This window comes from Streptomyces sp. NPDC029164 (assembly GCF_055563995.1).
The window spans coordinates 212,147-232,080 of record NZ_JBVHWW010000004.1 but is presented as its reverse complement, the minus strand read 5'-3'; the positions used below and the strand labels follow the sequence as shown (position 1 = coordinate 232,080).

Annotated in this window: 20 protein-coding genes and 1 tRNA gene; 8 read left to right on the top strand and 13 right to left on the bottom strand. The window is 72.7% G+C overall.

Annotated features, from left to right (window positions below; all coding sequences use genetic code 11):
- Positions 1 to 9: 9 nt before the first annotated feature.
- The gene (nrtL, locus tag ACZ4VT_RS06420) at positions 10 to 1,044 is read right to left on the bottom strand and encodes an ArgS-related anticodon-binding protein NrtL (protein ID WP_467947136.1); all 1,035 of its coding nucleotides are present in this window, start codon (positions 1,042 to 1,044) and stop codon (positions 10 to 12) included.
- 70 nt (positions 1,045 to 1,114) lie between these two features.
- Positions 1,115 to 1,612, bottom strand: coding sequence for a response regulator (locus ACZ4VT_RS06415; protein ID WP_467947202.1), 498 nt, complete (start codon positions 1,610 to 1,612; stop codon positions 1,115 to 1,117).
- Between the two features lie 83 nt (positions 1,613 to 1,695).
- Here ACZ4VT_RS06415 and ACZ4VT_RS06410 point away from each other — a divergent pair.
- Positions 1,696 to 1,767 (top strand) — tRNA-Arg (locus ACZ4VT_RS06410).
- Positions 1,768 to 2,508: 741 nt separating this feature from the next.
- On the opposite strand, the gene ACZ4VT_RS06405 is transcribed toward ACZ4VT_RS06410, so the two are convergent.
- Positions 2,509 to 2,946, bottom strand: coding sequence for a winged helix-turn-helix transcriptional regulator (locus ACZ4VT_RS06405; RefSeq protein WP_467947200.1), 438 nt, complete (start codon positions 2,944 to 2,946; stop codon positions 2,509 to 2,511).
- A 140-nt stretch (positions 2,947 to 3,086) separates the two neighbouring features.
- On the opposite strand from ACZ4VT_RS06405, the gene ACZ4VT_RS06400 reads away from it, so the two are divergent.
- Positions 3,087 to 3,959, top strand: a complete 873-nt coding sequence (locus ACZ4VT_RS06400; protein ID WP_467947134.1) for an aldo/keto reductase family oxidoreductase — start codon at positions 3,087 to 3,089, stop codon at positions 3,957 to 3,959.
- A gap of 168 nt (positions 3,960 to 4,127) precedes the next feature.
- On the opposite strand, the gene ACZ4VT_RS06395 is transcribed toward ACZ4VT_RS06400, so the two are convergent.
- Positions 4,128 to 6,611, bottom strand: a complete 2,484-nt coding sequence (locus ACZ4VT_RS06395; RefSeq protein ID WP_467947132.1) for a helicase-associated domain-containing protein — start codon at positions 6,609 to 6,611, stop codon at positions 4,128 to 4,130.
- A 255-nt stretch (positions 6,612 to 6,866) separates the two neighbouring features.
- On the opposite strand from ACZ4VT_RS06395, the gene ACZ4VT_RS06390 reads away from it, so the two are divergent.
- Positions 6,867 to 7,034 carry a hypothetical protein gene (locus tag ACZ4VT_RS06390; protein WP_467947131.1) on the top strand — a complete coding sequence of 56 codons (168 nt, stop codon included), beginning with the start codon at positions 6,867 to 6,869 and terminating at the stop codon, positions 7,032 to 7,034.
- An 18-nt stretch (positions 7,035 to 7,052) separates the two neighbouring features.
- On the opposite strand, the gene ACZ4VT_RS06385 is transcribed toward ACZ4VT_RS06390, so the two are convergent.
- The 3 genes from ACZ4VT_RS06385 to ACZ4VT_RS06375 form a co-directional block, all read right to left on the bottom strand.
- Complete coding sequence (locus ACZ4VT_RS06385; RefSeq protein WP_467947129.1) at positions 7,053 to 7,922, bottom strand: nuclease-related domain-containing protein; 870 nt, start codon at positions 7,920 to 7,922, stop codon at positions 7,053 to 7,055.
- Between the two features lie 76 nt (positions 7,923 to 7,998).
- The gene (locus ACZ4VT_RS06380) at positions 7,999 to 9,636 is read right to left on the bottom strand and encodes a hypothetical protein (protein WP_467947127.1); all 1,638 of its coding nucleotides are present in this window, start codon (positions 9,634 to 9,636) and stop codon (positions 7,999 to 8,001) included.
- 109 nt (positions 9,637 to 9,745) lie between these two features.
- Complete coding sequence (locus ACZ4VT_RS06375) at positions 9,746 to 9,895, bottom strand: hypothetical protein (protein ID WP_467947126.1); 150 nt, start codon at positions 9,893 to 9,895, stop codon at positions 9,746 to 9,748.
- A gap of 518 nt (positions 9,896 to 10,413) precedes the next feature.
- Between ACZ4VT_RS06375 and ACZ4VT_RS06370 the strand changes: the two genes are divergently transcribed.
- Both ACZ4VT_RS06370 and ACZ4VT_RS06365 read left to right on the top strand, forming a co-directional pair.
- Complete coding sequence (locus tag ACZ4VT_RS06370; RefSeq protein WP_467947124.1) at positions 10,414 to 11,397, top strand: XdhC family protein; 984 nt, start codon at positions 10,414 to 10,416, stop codon at positions 11,395 to 11,397.
- A gap of 102 nt (positions 11,398 to 11,499) precedes the next feature.
- Complete coding sequence (locus ACZ4VT_RS06365; protein ID WP_467947122.1) at positions 11,500 to 11,895, top strand: DUF6479 family protein; 396 nt, start codon at positions 11,500 to 11,502, stop codon at positions 11,893 to 11,895.
- 49 nt (positions 11,896 to 11,944) lie between these two features.
- Here ACZ4VT_RS06365 and ACZ4VT_RS06360 read toward each other — a convergent pair whose 3' ends face one another.
- Both ACZ4VT_RS06360 and ligD read right to left on the bottom strand, forming a co-directional pair.
- Positions 11,945 to 12,847 (bottom strand): ATP-dependent DNA ligase, encoded by a 903-nt coding sequence (locus ACZ4VT_RS06360; RefSeq protein ID WP_467947198.1) that lies wholly within the window; start codon positions 12,845 to 12,847, stop codon positions 11,945 to 11,947.
- Complete coding sequence (gene ligD / locus ACZ4VT_RS06355; protein WP_467947120.1) at positions 12,847 to 13,743, bottom strand: non-homologous end-joining DNA ligase; 897 nt, start codon at positions 13,741 to 13,743, stop codon at positions 12,847 to 12,849. Before ligD ends, ACZ4VT_RS06360 begins: the two co-directional genes overlap by 1 nt.
- A gap of 31 nt (positions 13,744 to 13,774) precedes the next feature.
- On the opposite strand from ligD, the gene ku reads away from it, so the two are divergent.
- Positions 13,775 to 14,851, top strand: coding sequence for a non-homologous end joining protein Ku (ku, locus tag ACZ4VT_RS06350; RefSeq protein WP_467947118.1), 1,077 nt, complete (start codon positions 13,775 to 13,777; stop codon positions 14,849 to 14,851).
- Between the two features lie 86 nt (positions 14,852 to 14,937).
- Here the strand turns inward: ku and ACZ4VT_RS06345 are convergent, their stop codons facing one another.
- Complete coding sequence (locus ACZ4VT_RS06345; RefSeq protein ID WP_467947116.1) at positions 14,938 to 15,741, bottom strand: nuclease-related domain-containing protein; 804 nt, start codon at positions 15,739 to 15,741, stop codon at positions 14,938 to 14,940.
- Positions 15,742 to 15,932: 191 nt separating this feature from the next.
- On the opposite strand from ACZ4VT_RS06345, the gene ACZ4VT_RS06340 reads away from it, so the two are divergent.
- Complete coding sequence (locus ACZ4VT_RS06340; protein WP_467947115.1) at positions 15,933 to 16,568, top strand: hypothetical protein; 636 nt, start codon at positions 15,933 to 15,935, stop codon at positions 16,566 to 16,568.
- A gap of 85 nt (positions 16,569 to 16,653) precedes the next feature.
- A complete protein-coding gene (locus tag ACZ4VT_RS06335; protein WP_467947114.1) occupies positions 16,654 to 17,397 on the top strand; it encodes a hypothetical protein in 744 nt (247 codons plus the stop codon).
- A gap of 334 nt (positions 17,398 to 17,731) precedes the next feature.
- Here ACZ4VT_RS06335 and ACZ4VT_RS06330 read toward each other — a convergent pair whose 3' ends face one another.
- From ACZ4VT_RS06330 to ACZ4VT_RS06320, 3 genes are all read right to left on the bottom strand, one after another.
- Positions 17,732 to 17,998 (bottom strand): hypothetical protein, encoded by a 267-nt coding sequence (locus tag ACZ4VT_RS06330; RefSeq protein ID WP_467947112.1) that lies wholly within the window; start codon positions 17,996 to 17,998, stop codon positions 17,732 to 17,734.
- A 10-nt stretch (positions 17,999 to 18,008) separates the two neighbouring features.
- The gene (locus tag ACZ4VT_RS06325; protein WP_351583520.1) at positions 18,009 to 18,722 is read right to left on the bottom strand and encodes a TetR/AcrR family transcriptional regulator; all 714 of its coding nucleotides are present in this window, start codon (positions 18,720 to 18,722) and stop codon (positions 18,009 to 18,011) included.
- 251 nt (positions 18,723 to 18,973) lie between these two features.
- The gene (locus ACZ4VT_RS06320) at positions 18,974 to 19,903 is read right to left on the bottom strand and encodes an AurF N-oxygenase family protein (protein ID WP_351303779.1); all 930 of its coding nucleotides are present in this window, start codon (positions 19,901 to 19,903) and stop codon (positions 18,974 to 18,976) included.
- Positions 19,904 to 19,934 lie beyond the last annotated feature (31 nt).

The following is a 19,934-nucleotide window of genomic DNA, read 5'->3' as shown; positions in this document are numbered from 1 at the left end:
CTTCGCGGTTCACAGTCGTGTCGGTGCGTCTATGCCGAGCAGGGCCAGGCCGCCGGCCAGCACCGTCCCGGCGGCTTCGGCAAGAGCCAGCCGGGCGCGGTGGGCGGCCGAGGGTTTCTCGTCGCCCTGGGGCAGGACGCGGTACTGGAAGTCGAGCAGCGCGTCCGCCAGCTCGACGAGGTCGCGGGTGAGCCGCTCGGGCGCACGGTGGTGCGCGGCGGCTTCGAGGGCGAGGGGGTGGTCGGCGAGGGCGCGCAGCAGCGCGGGCGCGTCGGAGACCTCCCCGGTCTCGGGGTGGAAGCCCAGCTGTTCGGCGTTCCTGAGCAGCGCCCGGCTGCGGGCGTGGGCGTAGCGCACCCGGAAGAACTCGTTGCCCTCGCCCTGGAGGAGCAGCAGCTCGGAGAAGGCGGGGGTCTCCCGGGCCGGCACGGAGAGCATCCGCCAGTGCGCGGCCCCGGCCCCGTACCGGGCGACGACGTCGGAGTCCCGCTTGGCGAGGGGGGCGACGGGCAGGCTCGCGGGCAGGTCGCGCTCGGTACCGCCCTGGGCGCACACGAGCCGCAGGACGGCGCGGCGCACGACGCGCTCGCGCAGCCCGAGCCCGGTCTCGTGGGAGGGGGCGGTCTCGCCGGTGAGCCCGGTCTCGTGGGCGGGGGCGGTCCCGTGGGCGGGGGCGGCGAACATGGCCCCGCCGCGCACGTCCCGGATGACGATGTCGCGGATGAGGGCGTCGCGGACGACATCGGGGGCGGAGGGCGCGGTCAGCACGAAATTGAGGAACCCGGCTCCCGTGACCTCGACGCGCTCGACGCCGGGCTCCGCGCCGAGCCGGCGGGCCAGTACGTCCGCCACGGCACGGGGCGGACGGCCGGCCGCCTTGGCGACGTGGAAGGCGACGGGGGTGGCGTACTCCCCCACCCCACCGGGCCGGGTCCGCTCGATCACGACCCGCTCGGGCGCGGCCGCACCGGCGGCCAGCTCCCCGTCCGCGACGGCGCAGCGCACGGCGCGTACGACGCAAGGGGAGAGGTCTGCGGGGGTCACGGGACCAGCCTAGGGGAGACGCCGTGTCATCCCGCGAAGGGTTTCGCCATGTGAACAGGAGGCCGGGGGCTCAGCCCCTCCCGCGCCCGGCGGGCGCTCCTTTCCTCCCGTCGCGCCGGTCCTTGCGCTCGACCAGCCTGCGTACGACGCGCACGAGCTCGGCGGGCTCGAAGGGCTTCGCGAGGAAGGCGTCCACCCCGGCCGCGATCCCGGCCTCCACCTCCTGCTGCGTGCAGGCGCTCACGATGGCCACGGGCACGTCCCGGGTCCGCGGATCGGCCCGCAACTGCGCGGCCGCCCCGAACCCGTCCAGCCGCGGCATGACCACGTCGAGCGTGATCACATCGGGGCACACGCGATGGACCACGTCCAGACACTCGACACCATCGTTCGCGGTCACGACCTCGAAGCCCTCCAGCTCGAGATTGACCTTGATCAGCTGCCGGATGACCTTGTTGTCGTCGACAACAAGCACCCGGCCTGAGACGCCTGGCACAACTCGAGAGTAGGTCGAGCCGAGCCCCCGCGTCCGGGTTTTTGCCACTTCCACCCCCTGCGGGCGACCCACCCCCTCCTCCCCCGGAAACCCGTTCCTGATCACCCCGCGGAAGCTGGTAGTGTTCAACCCGTCGCCGCAACACCAGCGACCGCGCCCCCGTAGCTCAGGGGATAGAGCAACGGCCTCCGGAGCCGTGTGCGCAGGTTCGAATCCTGCCGGGGGCACTCCAGCTGCCAGTGTGTAAGTGTCGCTGACCAGCTGAAGTGCCAAGCATGAAGGCCCGAACTCAGTCCCACTGAGTCCGGGCCTTTGTCGTTGCTCCGCGCTGGTCCCGTGTGAGGGGCGTGGGGGCCGCGCGTCAGCCTGATGCATCGCTGATCACCCGTCGGGCCCGCTCGTACAACTGCTCGCGCGTCCCGTCCAGCCCAGCGGCACCGGGTCGTCTCGTGAGATTCGACAGCGCTTCAGCAGTGCCGGCCACTTAGAAGTGGCGACCACCTGCTCGCGGATGCGCTGCTCGTGCGTCAGCTTGGCCTCGCGCTCGCGCTTCGCAGCCTCCTGGACGTCGGCGTGCTGCTGCCTCCGCTGCTCGGTCCGCCCAGTGAAGTAGTGGGTGATCCAGGCCGCGGCGGCCGAGCTGATGAGAACAGTGCCGGCCGAGATCGCGGCAGTGACTCATTGGCTGTCCTGCACGACCGTTGTGGTGACACCACCGGTCGTGGTGGTGGTTTGCTTCCCACCGCACCCAGCCATGAAGAGCAGAGGCGCGAACAGACCTATGGCTCTTGACACTTGTCGCATGAGCGCAAGGACTAAGGGCTGCCCCGTAGAGACCTCCGTCGGGCCGGTGCGGACGTGCCCGTTCGGTCACTCGCGCCTGCTCACGCGGTCGCCTTTGAGGGCTCTTCGCAGTTGAGGGTGTAGCGCCGAGAATGTAGAGCTGTTGGACGGTTGGATGTGAGTCTTCAGGAGGTGCGAGCGTTGTAGTTCTCGCGGTTTGCGAGGACCTCGGCCATGTGTGTCTGCGCCCAGTTTCTGAGCCCGCGCGTCATGTGGTGGAGCGAGAGGCCGAGGTCGGTCAGCTCGTAGGAGACGGTGACAGGGACGGTTGGCGTCACGGTACGGGTGAGCAGACCATCGTGCTCCAGCGACCGTAGTGTCTGGGTCAGCATCTTCTGGCTGACTCCGGCCAGAAGTCGAGAGATCTCGGAGTAACGCATCGCCTTCGGGGCGTCTGCGTGTGCTGCACCGGGCTGGCCAGGGCTGTTGTCGCCGCCCAGCGCACACAAAATCAGGACGACCCACTTGTCCGAGATTCGGTCGAGCAGTTGCCGGCTGGGGCACCCTGCCAGGAACGCGTTGTACTCCACCTTGGCCTGAGCCCTCTTCTGGGCCGCCTTCATCGTCGTCACTGATCGCACCTCTCACCGATGGGTGGGTTACGCACTCCCAAGTGCCTACTTCCCGACAGGAAGTTTCTCTCCAATGCTGATGCAGGGAGGCAGCAGGCGCCACCCCCAAGTGCACGACGAAAGGCAACAGGATGAGCACACCCTCCCTCTCCCTTCCCGGCGGCACCTGGACTCTGGGTGACTTGACCGTCACCCGGTTCGGCTACGGCGCCATGCAACTGGCCGGCCCGTGGGTCATGGGGCCGCCCGCCGATCGCGAGGGTGCCCTGGCCGTTCTGCGTGAAGCGGTCGACCTCGGTATCACCCACATCGACACCAGCGACGCCTACGGGCCGCGCGTCACCAACGAGTTGATCCGCGAGGCACTGCACCCCTATCCCGAGTCGCTGCACATCGTGACCAAGGTGGGTGCGACCCGCGACGAACAGGGTGGCTGGCCCACGGCCTGGCGACCCGAAGATCTGCGCCGCCAGATCCACGACAACCTCAAGCCCCTCCGGCTCGACGTACTCGACCTGGTCAACCTCCGACTCGGCAACGCCGAAGGTCCCCAGCCCGGCTCGCTCGCCGAGGCGTTCGAGACGCTCGTGGAACTCCAGCAGCAGGGCCTGATCCGCCACCTCGGGGTCAGCAACGCCACCGAGGAGCAGGTCATCGAGGCACAGAGCATCGCACCGATCGTGTGCGTGCAGAACATGTACAACCTCGCCCACCGCCACGACGACAAGCTCATCGACCGGCTCGCCACCGACGGCGTCGCGTACGTGCCCTTCTTCCCCCTCGGGGGCTTTAGCCCGCTTCAGTCCTCGGTGCTCTCGGCGGTCGCCGCTCGACTGGAGGCGACATCGATGTCCGTGGCACTGGCCTGGCTGCTGCAGCGATCACCGAACATCCTGCTCATCCCCGGCACGTCATCGACGGCACACCTGCGCGAGAACATCGCCGGCGCGGGACTCTCCCTTTCTCATGAGGACTTGACCGAGCTGGACGACATCGGCCGCTGAATGCCCTGTAGCTGAACGGCTCACAAGCCACGACCGAAGCCACCGTTCAAGTGTCGGCCCCGGGCACCTTCGCGTGACCGGGGCCGAAGCAGGGCGATTCGCCCTACCTCCAGGCTCACACGCCCCGCTCGCAGCGCCGCCGAGCAACGGGGCCGGCCGGCGGGCCCCTTAGCCGACCGCGGTGATCATCACTGCCAGGTTCCGGGCACTGGAGGGGACGCCCGGAGCGTGTTCGCCGTACGTCCGGTGGGCCTCGTCCAGGGACGGAAGGAGGCTCGGTGCGCGGTCCGCTGGGGCGCGGTCCAGGACCGTGGTGCCGGTCTCGGCTTCCTGGGTGGGGGCGTAGCCGGCCGTGCGGAGGGCTGACAGCGTCTCCTCCGGCGGGGCTGTGGAGATCAGGACCGTGGGGGCGATCCGGCGCAGGCGGAGTTTGGTCAGGCCGCGGGACTGGGCCACCTCGGCGATCAGGGCGGTGTCGTCCGAGCGGATGCAGCAGGCCGAGCGGACGACCTTGAGTTGTCCGTGGGTGCGGGCGGTGTCCTTGATCGTGTAGGCGAGTGGCTGGGGTAGCGGGGTGCCGCGCTCGCTTGCCGCCGTGAGGCGGTCGAGGAGTTCGTCCGCGCTCCAGCCGGCGTCCAGGGCCCAGCGGATGGAGGTTGCCGTGATGCGCCAGACCACCGCGTGGCCCTCGGACTCGATGTCGCCGACCGCGGAGAGCAGGTCGGCGAGGGCGGGCGCGGGCGCGCCGGTGACGGTGGCGGTCAGGTCGCTCTGGAACCGGGCCGTGTCGCTGGCCCGGGGCAGCGCCGCGTACAGCTCCTCGCGAAGGGTGGTCACCGCTTTCGCCAAGGCGGGGCGGAGGGAGAGGTCTTCGCCCAGGCCCTCCGGGCCGCGGGCGGACGGGTCCGCGCCCGCGCCGGGAACTGCCGGGTAGTGGTGGGCGGCTCCCGCCTCCAGCAGTCGGCACAGGGCGCGCCCGACGGGGGTGAGCGCGCCGTGGGCGACCACGCCGAGCAGGGCCGCCTCGGACAGGGTGGCCGCCATGCGGTCGAGCACTCCGTCCAGGCCGGTCAGCTCCCCGGCGCCGTCTGCGGCCAAGTGGCCGCGCAGTGCGGGCTGGAACCACGTGGCCAGGGACAGCAGTTCGGTGTATCCCCGCGCGTTCCCGGTCAGCTCGTGTCCGTCGGGGAGGACGGCGAGCGCTCGTAGGACCCCGGTGCGGAGGGTCACGGCGTCCTCGTCCTGCGGGCTGATGAGCGCGACCGGGGTCTCGTCGGGGTCCGGCCAGTGGCTGAGAATGGCGGGTACCACAGCCCAGGCGGCCAGCAGCGGTAGCAGCTTGCCCGCTGCGGGGGCGGCCGCCCAAGCGTCATAGCGGTCACTCGGCAGCAGCCGGGCGGAGGGCTTGGGGCCCGGGCCCTTGGAGTTCCGGCGGCCGCGGGGAGCGGGGGCCGGTTCGTCGTCCCGGGGCGCGGCCAGTCCGGCGTTCACCGCGAGGTCCAGCCACACCCGGGTGCCGGCCTCATCGGCCCCGGCCGCCTTGGCCAGCCGCCGGGTGTCCCGTACGGCGATCCCGCCCGCCTTGCGGATCGCGACCGGCTCGGCGGCCAGCGCCCGCAGGACCAGTTCGGCGCGCCAGGCGGCCGCCGCGGCGGCCGTGCCACCCTCGCCCTCCCAGCCGGACGGCAGCGGCCCGGTGGCGGTGAACGGCTCCGGTTCCAGCCGGGGGCTGGGAGCCGCGCCGCCATCGCGGAGCGCGCGGGCGACCTCGTAGGGAAGCTCCACCAGGTCGAGTCCGATGGGGACCAGCAGCCCGCGCCCGGCCAGCCAGTCGGTGCCCTCGTCGCCGCTGCCGCCCTCCCGGAAGACGTACTTCGCGTCCGGGCCTGCGTGCTGCTCCCCGTATCGGCCGGCGAAGCAGTGGGTTCGCAGCAGCGGCGGACCGGGTACCAGGTGGTCCAGCAGTTCCAGCGCCCGGACCGGCGCGTCCGCCACCAGTGCCCGCACCCGGGCGGGATCGGCGAGCAGAGCGGTGATCAGCTCCTGGGCTTGGTCGCGGGTACGGGCCGCGCCCTCGCCGAAGAGGTTTGCGGCGATCCGCTTGACCTCCGGGGCGTTGTAGGCGGTGGTCAGCAGCCGGTCGGCCGTACGCCCGTAACCGTCGAACCCGGCGGCCCGGACGTGCAGCAGCGGTGGGAGCGCCAGTTGGCCCTTGGGCGCGGGGAGCAACAGCGCGCGCTCCCGGAGCCGGGCGAGTGTGTGCTCAGCCCGCCGCCGCTTCTCCCCCGGCTCGAACCAGGACAGTACGTCCCGCTCAGGCACCAATCGGTCCGCGGGTTCCACCGGGGGAAGGGGCGTCCGCTGTTGCCAGGGATACCGGGGCCCGTCCTCGGCCTCGCCACCGGCTACGGGGCCGTGCCGCTCCAGAGCAAGGGCGGCGATGGAAGCGAGCAATTCCAGTTCTCCGGCGGTGCCCGCCATCAGGCCCTGGCCCACCGACTCGTCGGTGAGCAGGTGTTCGGCGAGCTCGCGGAGGGTGGTGATCCGTCGGTACCCGGCGGCAAGCGGCAGATCCCGCTCCTCCAGTAACGCGGTGAGCCGCTGCGGATCCAGGGTCCCCAGCCATTTCACAAGGGAGGTACGCGCATTCACCCGGCCAGGCTAGCGCCGTCCGGTCACCCCGCGGGGGTGAACCGGCCCCCCCCACCTCGCCGCCGCGCAATCGGTCTTCGCCGTCCGGAAGGTTCCGGAATGCGGTCGATGTCTCCCGCCGCTGGGCGCCCGAGGCAGGTACATCACCATGACCACCCCGGTGGTTTCCCCTGTCTACCGCCAGGCACGAGAGCGTCGATCCGGCCCTTCTCGACGCCGCGAAGGGGGCCTGGGCCGAGCCGTACTCCCAGGGACGTGGGCCGGTCCCCGGCTCGACGCGGCGTGCCGGCGGGCGGGCCGCTGTCCGACGGCGTGTATCTCCTGCGGCACGACCTCGGCGTCGAGGACGAGGACGAGGACGAGGACGACTTCGGGCAGTCCCGGACGGGGAGGGTCGCCGCGGAGTGGGACCGGGGCGCCTGAGGGGCGCGTCCGGCCCGGTCAGGCGGCGAGCCATGCCCGGCGGTCTCGGGCGACGCCGTAGATCTGCTCGACCTGAGGTGCGCTGAACACCCCCGAGAGGGGGGCCAGAGCGGAGACCTCCCGTTCCCGGTAGACGCGGATCGTGAGCTGTGTGGCGACGACGTCGAGCGTGAGGACGTCGACGAAGACCAGGACCGGTTCGACGGGTACGGGGAAGTCGCAGTGCTCCTCCAGCACCTTCCGCGCGCGTCGGGCCTCGGACCGGCTCTTGATCCCGTACGGCTGGGCCCTGCCGCCGTTGATCTTCACCATGTCGTCCCCGACCCAGACGGTCTTGCGGGGATGCCGCTTCGTATTGACGGTGAAGACCCCGCCGGGGCCGATGAGCAGGTGGTCGATGTCGACCTGGCGCGGCAGGGGCACGGAGTGGAGGACGTGCCACCCCTGACGGGTCAGCCGATCCAGTTCCTCCCCGACCCGGCGCTCGCCGGCCAGACCGGTGCGCCACGCGTCCCCCTCGGTCCCGTGCCGCAGCACCCGGGCGACCGCACGCCCCAGGAAGCCGGGCCCGGGCCGGGACCCGGGCCCCGTCTCGCCGAGCCGCTTCCGCACCTGCTCACCGGGGCGGTTCGGGGCGAGGTCGTACTCCGGTGTCAGCGGAGGCAGGGCCGGCCCGGGGCCGGCATCCGCGGAATCCCGGGCATCCGACGGAACGTAGGCCGCCCGGCGGGCCAGCGCGTCCAGGACGGCGTCGCCGTACCCCGTGCGCAAGAACGTGATCCCTCCGGTCGTGCGGTCCACCCACGCCACCGCCGTCCCGTCCGGCAGGTTCACGTACAGCCGATCGTGCCCGTACCGCTTCCACGAAGTGACCCGCAGCTCGTTCACCCGTCCCCCTGACGCTCACGGCGACCCTCAAGCCATGGCACCAGCGGCCCCCCACCCCCACAAGAGCGCCCGCGTGTCAGGTGAGGGTGTTGGTGAGGTGGGGGCCGATGTAGCCGACGAAGATGCCGTGGGTGGCGCAGGAGGCGTCGTGGTAGTGGAGGCGGGGGGCCACGGTGTTGCCGCCGCCGATTCTGATGTGCGCGCCCATGAAGACCCTGCGGGTGGGATCGACGTGGTCCGGTACGGGGAAGGTGCGTTCCTTGCGCCAGTCGGGCTTGCTCTTCACCGACTTCGACTCGTCCCGGATGATCTTCCGGGGGGAGATGGCGTGCATGCCCTCGGGCACGTCCTCGCACCACTGCTTGAAGTCGCGGGAGGTGTCGCCGCCGGCCGCGGCGTCGGCGTAGTCGCGGAGTGCCAGCAGGGCGTCCCAGGTCATGCGGCCCCAGGAAGAGCCGTACGCCTGGTCGTCGAGTTCGAGGGTGATCTTGCGGGAGCCGGTGAAATGGACGCGGGGCATCTCGGCGATCCGGGCGAGGATCTCCGAGAAGGACGCCGGCTCGGCGGGTCCGGGCTCGACCGGCATGTACGCGGCCTCGCCGGCGTTGAGTACGAGGAGCCGTTTCTGGAGCGCCCGTACCTGGGCCTTGGCGCGCTGCAGGTCCCGGTACTGCTCGTCGTACTCGACCGTCAGCAGCGATTCGCCCTGCCGTGCGCTCTGCAGTTCCTGCTTCAGGTCCCGGATCTCGTCGGCCCGGATCCGCTGCTCGCGCCCCGCCTCCTCCAGGATCTCGAAGAGGGCGTGGTTCTCGTCCCTGAGCCGCTCCAGGTCGGACGTCCCGACGGCTTCCTTGGTGCGGGCGCGCAGGAGGGGAACGGAGTCGAGGGCCGGCGGCAGCGGGGCGTGGGTCGCCAGGCTCTGCGGCAGCTGGGCGAGGAGGCGGCGGGCCCGCACCGGGCTCTCGGTGACGGCCTTGCGGGACATCACCCGGTGGCGCTGCCCGTCGGCCGCCCAGGCCGGGTCCACTCCCGGGAGGTAGGTGCGGATCCCGCCGGCGAAGACCTGGTGGTGCTCCAGGGCCCGGTTGAAGCGCGGCTCGGCCTCGGGCGCGAGGACGTAGAGGACGGCGAGGCCGGCCAGCGGGCGGACCAGCGGGTCCACGGTGCCTTCCAGCCACGCTTCGAAGTCCACGCCGTACGGGGTGCTGGCCACGACGACGGGCAGGCGCCGCCGCTCGTCGCACAGCTCGTCGATGACGGAGTCCACGTCGTCGGCCTCGATGACCTGCGGCATCCGCGTCACGTCGGCGAGCCCGTCGCGCGCCTGGAGTACGTCGAGCAGGTTTCCGGCGAGCCGCGGGGTCTTGGCCGGTACGGGAAGGGCGTGCGGGTCGTCGGGAAGGTGCTCCACGTCGAGCTGGACCCAGGTCGGTCCGGCCCCGGCCTGCCGGATCACGACGGTCGTCTGCCAGGTCCCGTCCGGGGTGGTCTCCCGGAGCCGCCAGCGGCCGTACGTTCCCGACGCACCGGTGGCGGAGTCGTGGTCGAGGGTCACGCCCCGGGCTATCTCGTTGCGCCCCTCGGCGAAGGCGTCGATGTCGTACTGCTTGGGCGGCTCCTTCAGCCAGTTCCGCAGCCGGTCGTCGACCTGGGCTCCGGTTCCGACGTAGTCGAGTCCGCTGGTGACGACCATGCGGTATCGGCGGGTGTCCACGTGGTGCGTTCCTTCCTTCCGTACTGACCGTGTGCTGACTGCCGTCAGGGCCCTGTGGTGGCGGACGGCATGGCGCGCAGGAGTTCCGTGACGTCGGCGTGCCGGGCCTTCACCTCGGCCGGGTGGGGCGCAGTTCGCAGGTGTGGTGGGGGCAGGCGGCGCTGAGCGCGGACCAGACGACGTACCACCGGCGGGCCACCGAGGGGCTCACGTACCAGTCCAGGAAGAGCGCCTTGGTCCGGCCCCTGCTGTGGATCATGCGGGGGCTGACGCTCCGCCAGAAGTCGTCAGCCAGGCGCGCCCGGCCGGGGCCGGCCACGAGGTCGAGCGTCGCGGGGGCCAGCCCGGACCCGCGAGGCGGCCGAGTCCCAGGTCGCGGAGGGAGAGGTGGGGCTGGTCACGCACGGCGGCTCCTTGCGGTGGCACGGGTCCTTGCGGTGGTACGGGTCCCTGCGGTGGCACGGGTCCCTGCGGTGGCACGGGGCGGCCCTGGCGAGCTGTTCGCCCATGGTGCCCGAGTCCACCGCCCCCGCGAGGCGGAACCGTCCAGCGCGCACGCGAAGCCTCCGGCCGGCTCCCGCGTGCCCGGCGCCGCCGTTGCGTGCGGCGGTCGCGTGTCGCGGTTCCGGTGGTCTGTACGAGGGAGGTGGGGCGGGGTCTGTGGGTTTGGGGGGTGGGTAGGGATGGAGGGCGTGCTTAGGGTGGTTCTGAGGCCGCATCGTGCCGTTGACCTGGCGCTTTGCGGGGAGCGAGCTCGAAGTGAATGGGGCGGCACAGATGCGTGAGCTGGTGGACACGGCACGGCAGTGGGTGGCCGAGGGGCGGGCGGGGTATCTGGCCCGGCCCGTGACCGAGCAGGGGTTCGGGCCGCGGGATCCGGCCGGGGCCGTGCTCGTCGACGCGCGGGGGGAGTGCGTCGGCGCCCTGTACCGGGGGGTCTTCGACGCCGAGCTGATCGCCGAGGCCGGGGCCATGCGGCCCGGGGACACCGCGCGGGTGTGCGAGGTGTCGGTGCGGCTGGCCGAGGCCGTGGAGGCGAAGCTGACCTGTGGCGGGCAGGCCGAGGTACTGCTCCAGCCGCTGTCGGCGATCCCGGCCGATTGGTGGGAGCTGCTCGGCGAGGGGGTCGGCGTGGCGTTGGTGACCCGGCTGAACGAGGCCGCCGACCAGGCCTCCAGTGAGGTCGTACGGGCCACGGACGTTCCGCGTGACGACGCCGGGCGGCGGGCCGGCGAGCTGCTGGCCGTCCGACGGCCCGGACGGGACGCGCTCTACGGGGAGTCCGGGCTGGTGCTGGTCGAGGCGCACCCGTCCGCCCCGTACGTGGTCATCGGCGGCAACGGCGAGCTGGCCGAGATCATCGAGCGGCAGGCGCTGCTGCTGGGCTGGGAGGCCGCGCTGGTCACCGGCCGGGAGGAGGCCGCCAAGCTGATCGAGGCGCGCCGGGACGCGGCGTGCGTGGTCATGCTGAGCCACGACGAGGAGTTCGACGTGCCGACGCTACGGGTGGCGCTGGAGGCGGAGGTTCCGTACATCGGGGCGCTCGGGTCGCGGCGCACGACGGCGCGGCGGCGGCAGGGGCTGGTCGCCGCGGGGGTGAGCGAGGCCCGGCTGGCCCTCGTTCACGGCCCGATCGGCCTGGACCTCGGGGCCCGTACGCCGGCGGAGACCGCGCTGGCGATCTGCGCGGAGATCCTGGGGGTGCTGGGGGCCCGCACGGCGGGAGCGCTGCGCGATTCCGAGGGGCCCATCAACTCCTAGGCCCTGTCGTACACCGTCCTCGTCGGCGTTCCGCCCCGGGTGCCGCACGGCCCCCGGGGCGGAAGTGCGCATATCTGGGCGATGTGAGCGAAACTTGGCAGCATGGACACGATCCTGAGCGTGGACGCGATCCTCAGCCACATCGCGTGGTTCCTGTTCGTCGGACTGGTCGTCGTCGCCATGCTGCTCGGCGGATTCAAGCTGGGTCAGCGGGTGCGGGCCAAGGAACCGCCGCCGCCCACCACAGCGGAACAGCCGAACCTGCCGAACGGCGGGGCGGTCCACGAGGTCCGCGAGGAGCGGGATCCGGTGGAGATCCCCGAGGGCGGCCTGAGGCCGCACGAGATGCAGGGCTACGGAAACTTCGGCTCCACGACCTCCACCCATCCGGACGAGGTCAGGAAGGAGCGCGAGTCCGGATACGAGCTGCCCGAAGGCCCGGGCCCGCACCCGCAGCCGGGATCTCCCCCGGACTCGGGACGCGGTGCACACTCCTGACCCGTGGCCGGCACCATCGGCGCCCCCTCTGCCCCGCGCGCCCCGCGGGTCAGAGGTCTGAGCGCAGCCGCAGCACTTCCGGGGGCGGGTGCCGGGTCGAGGTGTGCCGGACCTCCGCCGTGAGCGGCGGGTCGAGCGGCCGGAAGGGGACGTCCCCGAGCCCGATCGCCGTCACCGTGGCCGCGGATGCGGACGTGGCGGTGGGCGTGGCCTTCGTCGTGCGCGAGGTCAGTTCCGCGGCCAACTCCGCGCGCAGCGCCGCCGTCAGCGGGCTCGACACCAGCGGGGTCTCGTCCCCGACCGGCAGGACGAGCACCAGGGCGAGCGGCCGGCGCGGGGTCCCGGTGTAGCCGACCACCGCCGCGTCCCGGACGTCCGTGTGCCGGAGCTTCTGCCAGCCGCGCCGCCCGGCCGGGTAGGCCTGGTCCAGCCGCTTGACGACCAGTCCCTCGATACCGCTGGCGGGCAGGGTCTCGTACCAGGTGGCGGCCAGTTCCGGGTCGGTCGTCATGGGTACGGGCTGCAGCGGCGGCCCGAGCGGCAGGAGCAGGTCGACGAGGAGCGCCCGGCGGCGCTCGTACGGGCGTGCGCGCAGGTCGAGCCCGGCCAGTTCCAGCACGTCGAAGGCGGCGTACGAGGCCGGCAGGCTCTGGGCGAGCACGGCGGCCCGCGCGGCCGTGGCCGCCGCCCGCCGCTGGACGAGGGCGAACTCCGTACGGCCGGCGTGCCAGACCACCACCTCCCCGTCGAGGACCGTCCCGGCGGGCAGGTGCAGCGCGGCCGCGGCCAGGTCGGGGAAGGCGCTGGTCACGATGCGGCCGGACCGCGCCTGGAGGACCACGTCCCCGGCCGTGCGCACGATCACCAGCCGGTGGCCGTCGAACTTCGGCTCGTACGCCAGCCCCGCCGCGCGCGGCAGGGTGCGTACGGCCGCGGCCAGCGCGACGCGGATCACGGCCGGCCCCCGGGCAGTCTGCCGGCCCGGTCCGGGTCGGTCACCGGGGCGAAGAGGTCCCCGTCGCGCTCCAGCCGCGGCACGATGTCGTCGGCGAGGAAGACCAGGGCGGCGGGGGTCCGGCAGGCCTCGACCTCCTCCCAGGACACCGGCGCGGACACGGTCGGCCGGGCCCGCGCACGCAGGGTGTACGGGGCGGCGGTGGTCTTGGCGGCGGCGTTCTGGCTGTGGTCGACGAAGACCTTGCCGGGGCGCAGGGCCTTGGCCATGCGGTGCACCACCAGGTCGGGCAGCTCGCGCTCGGCCTCCTGGGCGAGCTTCTTCGCGTACGCCGACACCTGCGCGGACGGGGTCGGCTCCAGCGGCACGGCCAGGTGCATGCCCTTGGAGCCGGAGGTCTTGGCGTAGGCGTGCAGGCCGTCGGCGGCGAGCCGCTCGCGCAGCCAGAGCGCGGCGGCGCAGCACTCGACGACGGTGGCGGGCGCGCCGGGGTCGAGGTCGAGGACCATCCGGTCGGCGACGGCGGGGCTGCCGGCGGGCCACTGGGGGGTGTGGAGCTCCACGACGAGGTTGGCGGCCCACATCAGGGAGGCCATGTCGGCGATGACCACCTGCTCGGCGGACAGGTCGTCGGAGCGGGGCACGGGGGTGGTCTTCACCCAGTCGGGTGTGCCGGGCGGCGGATTCTTGGTGAAGAAGAGCTGGCCGTCCGGTCCGTCGGGATAGCGCAGGAAGGACACCGGCCGGTCGTGGACGTGGGCGAGGAGCGGGCCCGCGACGGTGGCGTAGTAGTGGAGCACCTCGCCCTTGGTGAAGCCGGTCTCCGGATAGAGAACCTTGTCGAGATTGCTGAGCGCGATGCGACGGCCCTCCACCATGGTGATCGGCGTCATACGATGAGACTGCCACGAAACAGGAGGAACCGTGCGATCCATATGGAACGGGGCGATCTCCTTCGGCCTGGTCAGCATTCCGATCAAGCTCGTGAACGCCACCGAGAGCCACTCGATCTCCTTCCGCCAGATCCACCTCGCCGACGGCGGGCGGATCCGCTACCGCAAGGTGTGCGAGCTGGACGGCGAGGAGGTGCCGAGCGCCGAGATCGGCAAGGGGTACGAGGAGGCCGACGGGTCGGTCATCCCGATCACGGACGAGGACCTGGCGCAGCTGCCGCTGGCGACCGCGAAGACGATCGAGATCATGTCGTTCGTACCCGCCGACGAGATCGATCCGCTGCAGATGGACGCGGCGTACTACCTCGCGGCGAACGGGGCGACGGCGGCCAAGCCGTACACGCTCCTGCGGGAGGCGCTGAAGCGGAGCCGGAAGGTCGCGATCGCCAAGTACGCGCTGCGCGGGCGCGAGCGGCTGGGCATGCTGCGGGTCGTCGACGACGTGATCGCGATGCACGGGCTGTTGTGGCCGGACGAGATCCGGGCGCCGGAAGGGGTGGCGCCGGAGGTCACGGTGTCGGTACGGGAGGCCGAACTCGACCTGGCTGACGCGCTGATGGCGACGCTGGGCGAGGTGGACATGGCCTCGCTGCACGACGACTACCGGGAGGCCGTGGAGGCGATGATCGCGGCGAAGGCGGGGGGCGGGTTCGAGCCGGCGGAGGCCGTGCGGGAGCCGGCCGGGGGCCAGGTGATCGACCTGATGGCGGCGTTGGAGAAGAGCGTGCGGGCGGCGAAGGCGTCTCGCGGGGAGGGGGATGCGGGTGCCGGCGCGAGTGCCGGGGGTGAGGTGACTCCGCTACGGCGCAAGGCGCGGGGTACGGGTACGCGTACGGGTACGGCTGCGCCGAAGGCGGTGGGCGGGAAGAAGTCGACGGCGGCTTCGGCGAAGAAGACGGCGGCGTCGGCGTCGGCCGCGACGAAGAAGAAGTCGACCACGGGCAAGTCGGCGGCCACGAAGTCCACTTCGGCTGCGGCCGCGAAGAAGTCGGGGACGGGGGCGGCTGCGAAGAAGACGGCGACGCCTCGGAAGCGGTCCTCCGCCTGAGGGATCGGGGCGCGGGTGGGGGGCCTGCGGCGCTCTCCCCTACCCGCCGATGTGCGCGGCCGGGTGGGTGGGGCGCGGCCGGCGGCCTACGGGGAGGGGAGCCAGGTTCGCGTGTCGCGGGCCTGGGCGAAGAGGGTTTCTATTTCCGGGGGTTTGAGGGTGGCGGGGGATCCCGTGAGGTCCGAAGTGGCCGTCGGGGGATGGAGGACGCGGATGTCGCGGACCGTGGGGGCCTTGTCGATGCGGGAGGCGTCGACCAGCGCCAGCGCCGGGGTGACGCGGGCGGCGAGGGCCAGGGAAGCCCAGGCTGCCACGCGGCGGAGCCGGCGGGGCTCCGGGCGGGGCTCCGTACGGCCCACCGTGAGCAGGAGGTCGCCGACCACCGCACGCTGACGGCGGCCCGGCACCGTACGCACGCAGAAGATCCCGGCCGGGCCGATGAGCAGGTGGTCGATACGACCCAGACCCGGCAGCGGAACGCAGTGCAGCGTCCGCCAGCCGTCCGGCTCCAGGGCGTCGAAGGCGTCGCCCATCCGCTGCTGCGCGGTGAGGTCCTGGCGCAGCCGGTGCCGGGCACGGGTGCCCGCCGAGCCGTGTTCGAGCTCGCCCAGCAAGGTCTCGCCGGGGCGGTTCGGGGCCAGGTCCGCGTCCGGCGCGAGGGCGAGGCGCCGCAGGTCGGCCGCGGTGGGGACCGGGGGCGGGCCGATCGAGACCGTCCCGCTCAAGTAGGGGCGCAGCACCGCCAGGATCGCCTCGCGGTGGTCGTCCGCGAGGACGCTGATCCGGTTGGCCTGCCGGTCGTACCAGGCGACCGCCTGCCCGTCGGGCAGGTTGACGTACAGCCGGCCGCGGCCGGGCCGGCCGCTCGGCAGTACCTTGAGTCCGCGCATCGCCCTCACCCCCGCCGTCCATGGGAGCAGCCGGAACGCCGCACCACAATCCCTCGGTTGTGTAACGACCCCGACGGGACGTTGCGGCTTCGCTGTTACACGTCCGGGGCTCGGCCGCAACGGCCGGCCCCTAGGTTGGTCCCACCTGGACACGCCAGGGCCTGACCAGCACCAGCACCGAAGGGCTTCCCGTGAGCACCGTCAGCCGCCGCCGCACCCTCGTTCGCGCCGCCGCCGTGACCGCATGTGCCGCGAGCCTGCTGGCGCTGCCCGCCGCCGCCGCGCTGGCCGAAGGGGTGCCGGCGGCCTCGTCCGCGCACTCCGCGGCCCCGCACCGGACCCTGGTCAAGAGCCTCTCCCTCGCGGACGGCGCGTCCACGGCGAAGGTCTACCGCACCGCCCAGGGCGCGTACCAGGCCGAGATCCTCACCGCCGACGGCTCCAAGGCGACCACCCTGACCAGCCGCGACGGCGTCACCGACTTCGGCACGGCCGGGGAACTGCACGCCGCGCTGGACTCCACCGGACAACTGACCTCCTGGGTCGGTGACACCACCGCGCAGGGCGGCGGGCACGTCGTCGCGGGCGACGGGCACAAGACCGGGACCCGCAGCGGCCACGTGGTCCCCGCCTCGGCTCCGCAGCGGCCGGTCGCGGGCGGCCTCCGGGACCTCGCCTCCGGGCCGGCCGACGCGCGGCGCCTGAGCACGCTGGCCGACGGACCGGGCGAGGGCGTCCTGCTGCTCGCGGCCGGCGGCGGGATCGCTGCCATCGGCGCCGCCGGGCTCGGCTTCGCGATGCTGCGCCGGGGGCGCACGGACACCTGACACCCCAAAGGGGACGTACCTCCACATATGGTTTACATCATCCGTCGGCAGTCGTCATGGTGCGGAGAGGGGGACGCGGGGAGCTGTGAACAGGCTTCGCACCTTGGGGCCCTGGCTCTACGCCCTGCCGGTCCTGGCTCTGCTTCCCCTGCTGTCCGGCTGCGGTGACACCGGCGAGCTGGTCGCGGCCGGCGCCACGCCGACCGCGAGCGGGCCCGTCCACCTGTGGCCCGACCGTACGGGGGCGTCCGTACCGCCCGCCGATCCGGGCGGCGCCCCGCCCGAGTACGTCGCGGGGATCCCGCCCGTCCGCGACCAGGACGTGCACGGTGTCGATCCGGTGGCCCTCGTCCAGGCGGAACTGCGGGCCCACCCGAACACCGACGTCGGCGCCGACGGGATGCCGGCCGAGACCGCGGCCGCGATCAGGGCCTGCGCGAAGGACGGGGACGCGGAAGCCGAGGCGTGCCCGGTGCTGACGCCGTACTACCGGGACCTCACGGGCAACGGCGAGGACGAGCTGATCGTCGGCATCGAGTTCCCCGATCAGATGATGTCCGTACGGGTGTACACGGCGGACCCGGACGGACGGCTCAACCGGATCATGGCGACCACACAGACCGTCATCTCGGTGGAACTGGCCGGGCGGGACGTGGTCCTGCGGGTGCCCAGCGGGAACCGCGGCTACGAGCTGATCACCGCCTGGTCCTGGGACGAGAAGCAGCTCACCATGCTGCCGACGCGCGAGCAGATCGTACGGGTGTCCGCGGGGGCGCGGGGCCCGGCGAACCGCGGCCCCGGATCCGATCCCGAGCCGGTCCGGCCCTGAGACCGAGGCCGCCCGCCTTAACTCGACTCCCCTGCCGGGGGCTTGGCGGGGCCGTTCCGTTGCCGGTTCCCGATGCGCCGGAGGGGCACGGGCGGGGTCGGGTGTGTGTCGGGGTGATCCCCGCAGGGCGCCGAACGCACTTCCGCCCAGCACTCCGACCCCCCGACACGTTCGGCGCCCGAGGAGACGCCCCGGCGCGCGCCCGACCCCGACCGTGCCCCGACCCTTGCCCAGCCCGGCCTACACGGCACGCGGCACGCGACCCGCGCCCGACCCCGACCGTGACCCGACCCGCTGCTGACCGGCAGGGCCGGGAAAGGCTCGTCGGGCGGGGTCAGGGGCGCGGGGCCTTGGTCCAGGGCCAGCGGGGTTTCGGCTTTTGGCCCGACGGGCGGAACTCGTACTTCCAGCCCTTCTGGAGGCCCAGCCGCTTCGAGTACCCCGACGGAACGCGTTCGTACAGCAGCACCGTCGCCGGCCCGTCCGGCACCGGGACGGGGATCTCGTACCACTTCGGCGGGTGTCCGGTCAGGCCGAGGATGATCGGGAGGACCCGGCCGTCCATCGGGCCGCCCTCGAACGGGGTCGGTTGGCTTCTCACCCCACCAGTGTCACAGCAGGTGGGCGGCCTCGGAGACCACCGGGATCACGCGCCGGGCCAGCACCCCGACCGGCCCGTCGGCCGATTCCAGCGCGAGCGCGGCCCGCGCGGCCGCCGCGGTCTCCGGGTCGGTGGCCGCGGTGGCCGTCAGCAGGGCGATGAACTGGTCCAGCAGCCAGTCCCGCAGGCGCTCGACCTCCGGCTGCTTGCCCTCGTCGATCCAGATCAGGGAGGCCGCCTCGACCGCCGTGATCCACGTACGGACCATCATGCGCAGCCGGGGACCGGGCGCCGGGACACCCAGGTGGACGAGGATCTGGTCCGCCGCGGCCCGGCGGATGCCGTCCACCGTCGCCGTCGTACGGGAGGTCTCCACGACGCTGCCGCCCTGGAGGAGCGCGGCGAAGCCGGCGTCGTGTTCGTCGACGAAGGCGAGGTAGCGGTCCAGGGCCCGGGCCAGGCGCTGGGTCAGCGGCCCCTGCTGGGGTTCGGCGAAGCAGAGTTCGAGGAGGTCCGCCGCCGAGCGGAGCGCGGCCTCGTAGAGCTGCTGCTTGCCGCCCGGGAAGTAGCGGTAGACGAGCGGGCGCGAGACCCCGGCGGCCTCCGCGACGTCGTCCAGCGAGACCTCCTCCGGCGCCCGGTGCGCGAACAGCGAGAGGGCCGCGTCGAGGAGTTGGGCTCGCCGCTCCTCGACGCTGAGCCTGCGGTAGGCGCGTACGGTCATGACCGCAGGGTAGCCCCACGGGCGCCGCCCGGGCCCGGTCCGACCGATCTCCCCAGGCCGGCCCGCGCCCGATCCGGCCGATCTCCGCAGGCCGGCCCGGATCGGCCTGGGCCCGGCCCAAGTCGCCCCAGGCCCGGCCCAGGCCGGGCCCAGGTCGGCCCAGGCCGGGCCCAGGTCGGCCCAGGCCGGGCCCAGGCCCCGCCAACGCCCGCGCCGCGCCGCGCCCGCCCGCCCGCCCGCCCGGACAGGGCCTACGCCAGCAGCCCCGAGCTCTTCCACAGCCTCCGGCCGACCCCGCGCAGTACGCCGATGTCGTCGAGGAAGTCGGTGAGCCGCTTCGCGCCGGTCTGCATGACCTCACGCCGGTGGCCGCTCGCCCTGACCTGGGCGACGGCCTCGCGGCGGTCCAGGCCGACGTTGTCGTAGACGGCCGGGTTCACGAAGGCCAGCGAGAAGACGCGGGCGGCCTCGCCGCAGCTGATCCGGGTGAGCTCCTGCTCCCAGCGCGGGGCCGTCAGCATCTGGCGGCGCAGCTCCTCGCGCGCGTACCGGACGTGCCGGGCCTCCTCGATGACGTGGATCCGGGTGACCCCCCGGACCAGCGGCTGGACGCGCTCGTCCGGGAAGGTCAGGCGCTGCATCCAGTCGAGTATCTCCTCGCCGAGGAGGGTGCAGGCGAAGGAGCCGGGGGTGGTGGAGACCGTCTTCAGGATCCGCGCGAGGTTGTGGTTGACGCGGGAGACCGGGTACTCGGGGCTGCCGCTCTGCTTGATCATGCGGGCGAACATCATCGAGTGGCGGCACTCGTCGGCGATCTCGGTGAGTGCGTAGCGCACGTGATTGCTGGTCAGCGACTTGTCGTAGATGTGCCGCACCATCAGCTGCATCAGGATGATCTCGAACCAGATGCCGAGCGAGCCGAGCGCCGCCGCCTCGTGGCGGGACAGGTCGATGCGCTGCTCCTCCCCCATCTTCTTCCACAGCGGGGTGTCGTAGAGGGAGAGCAGTTCGGGCGGCCAGTAGTACTTGCCCTCGATGGCGGGGGCGTCCCAGTCGAGTTCCTTGTCGGGGTCGAAGGAGTGCTTGGCCGAGGATTCGAGCAGTCGCTCGGCGATCTGCTCCCGGTCCTTCAGCAGGCCGAGGGCGTCCCTGAGCGCGGCTCGTTCGGTCACGGTCGTCATGGTTTCGGACACCTCGTGGTCGAGTTACCGG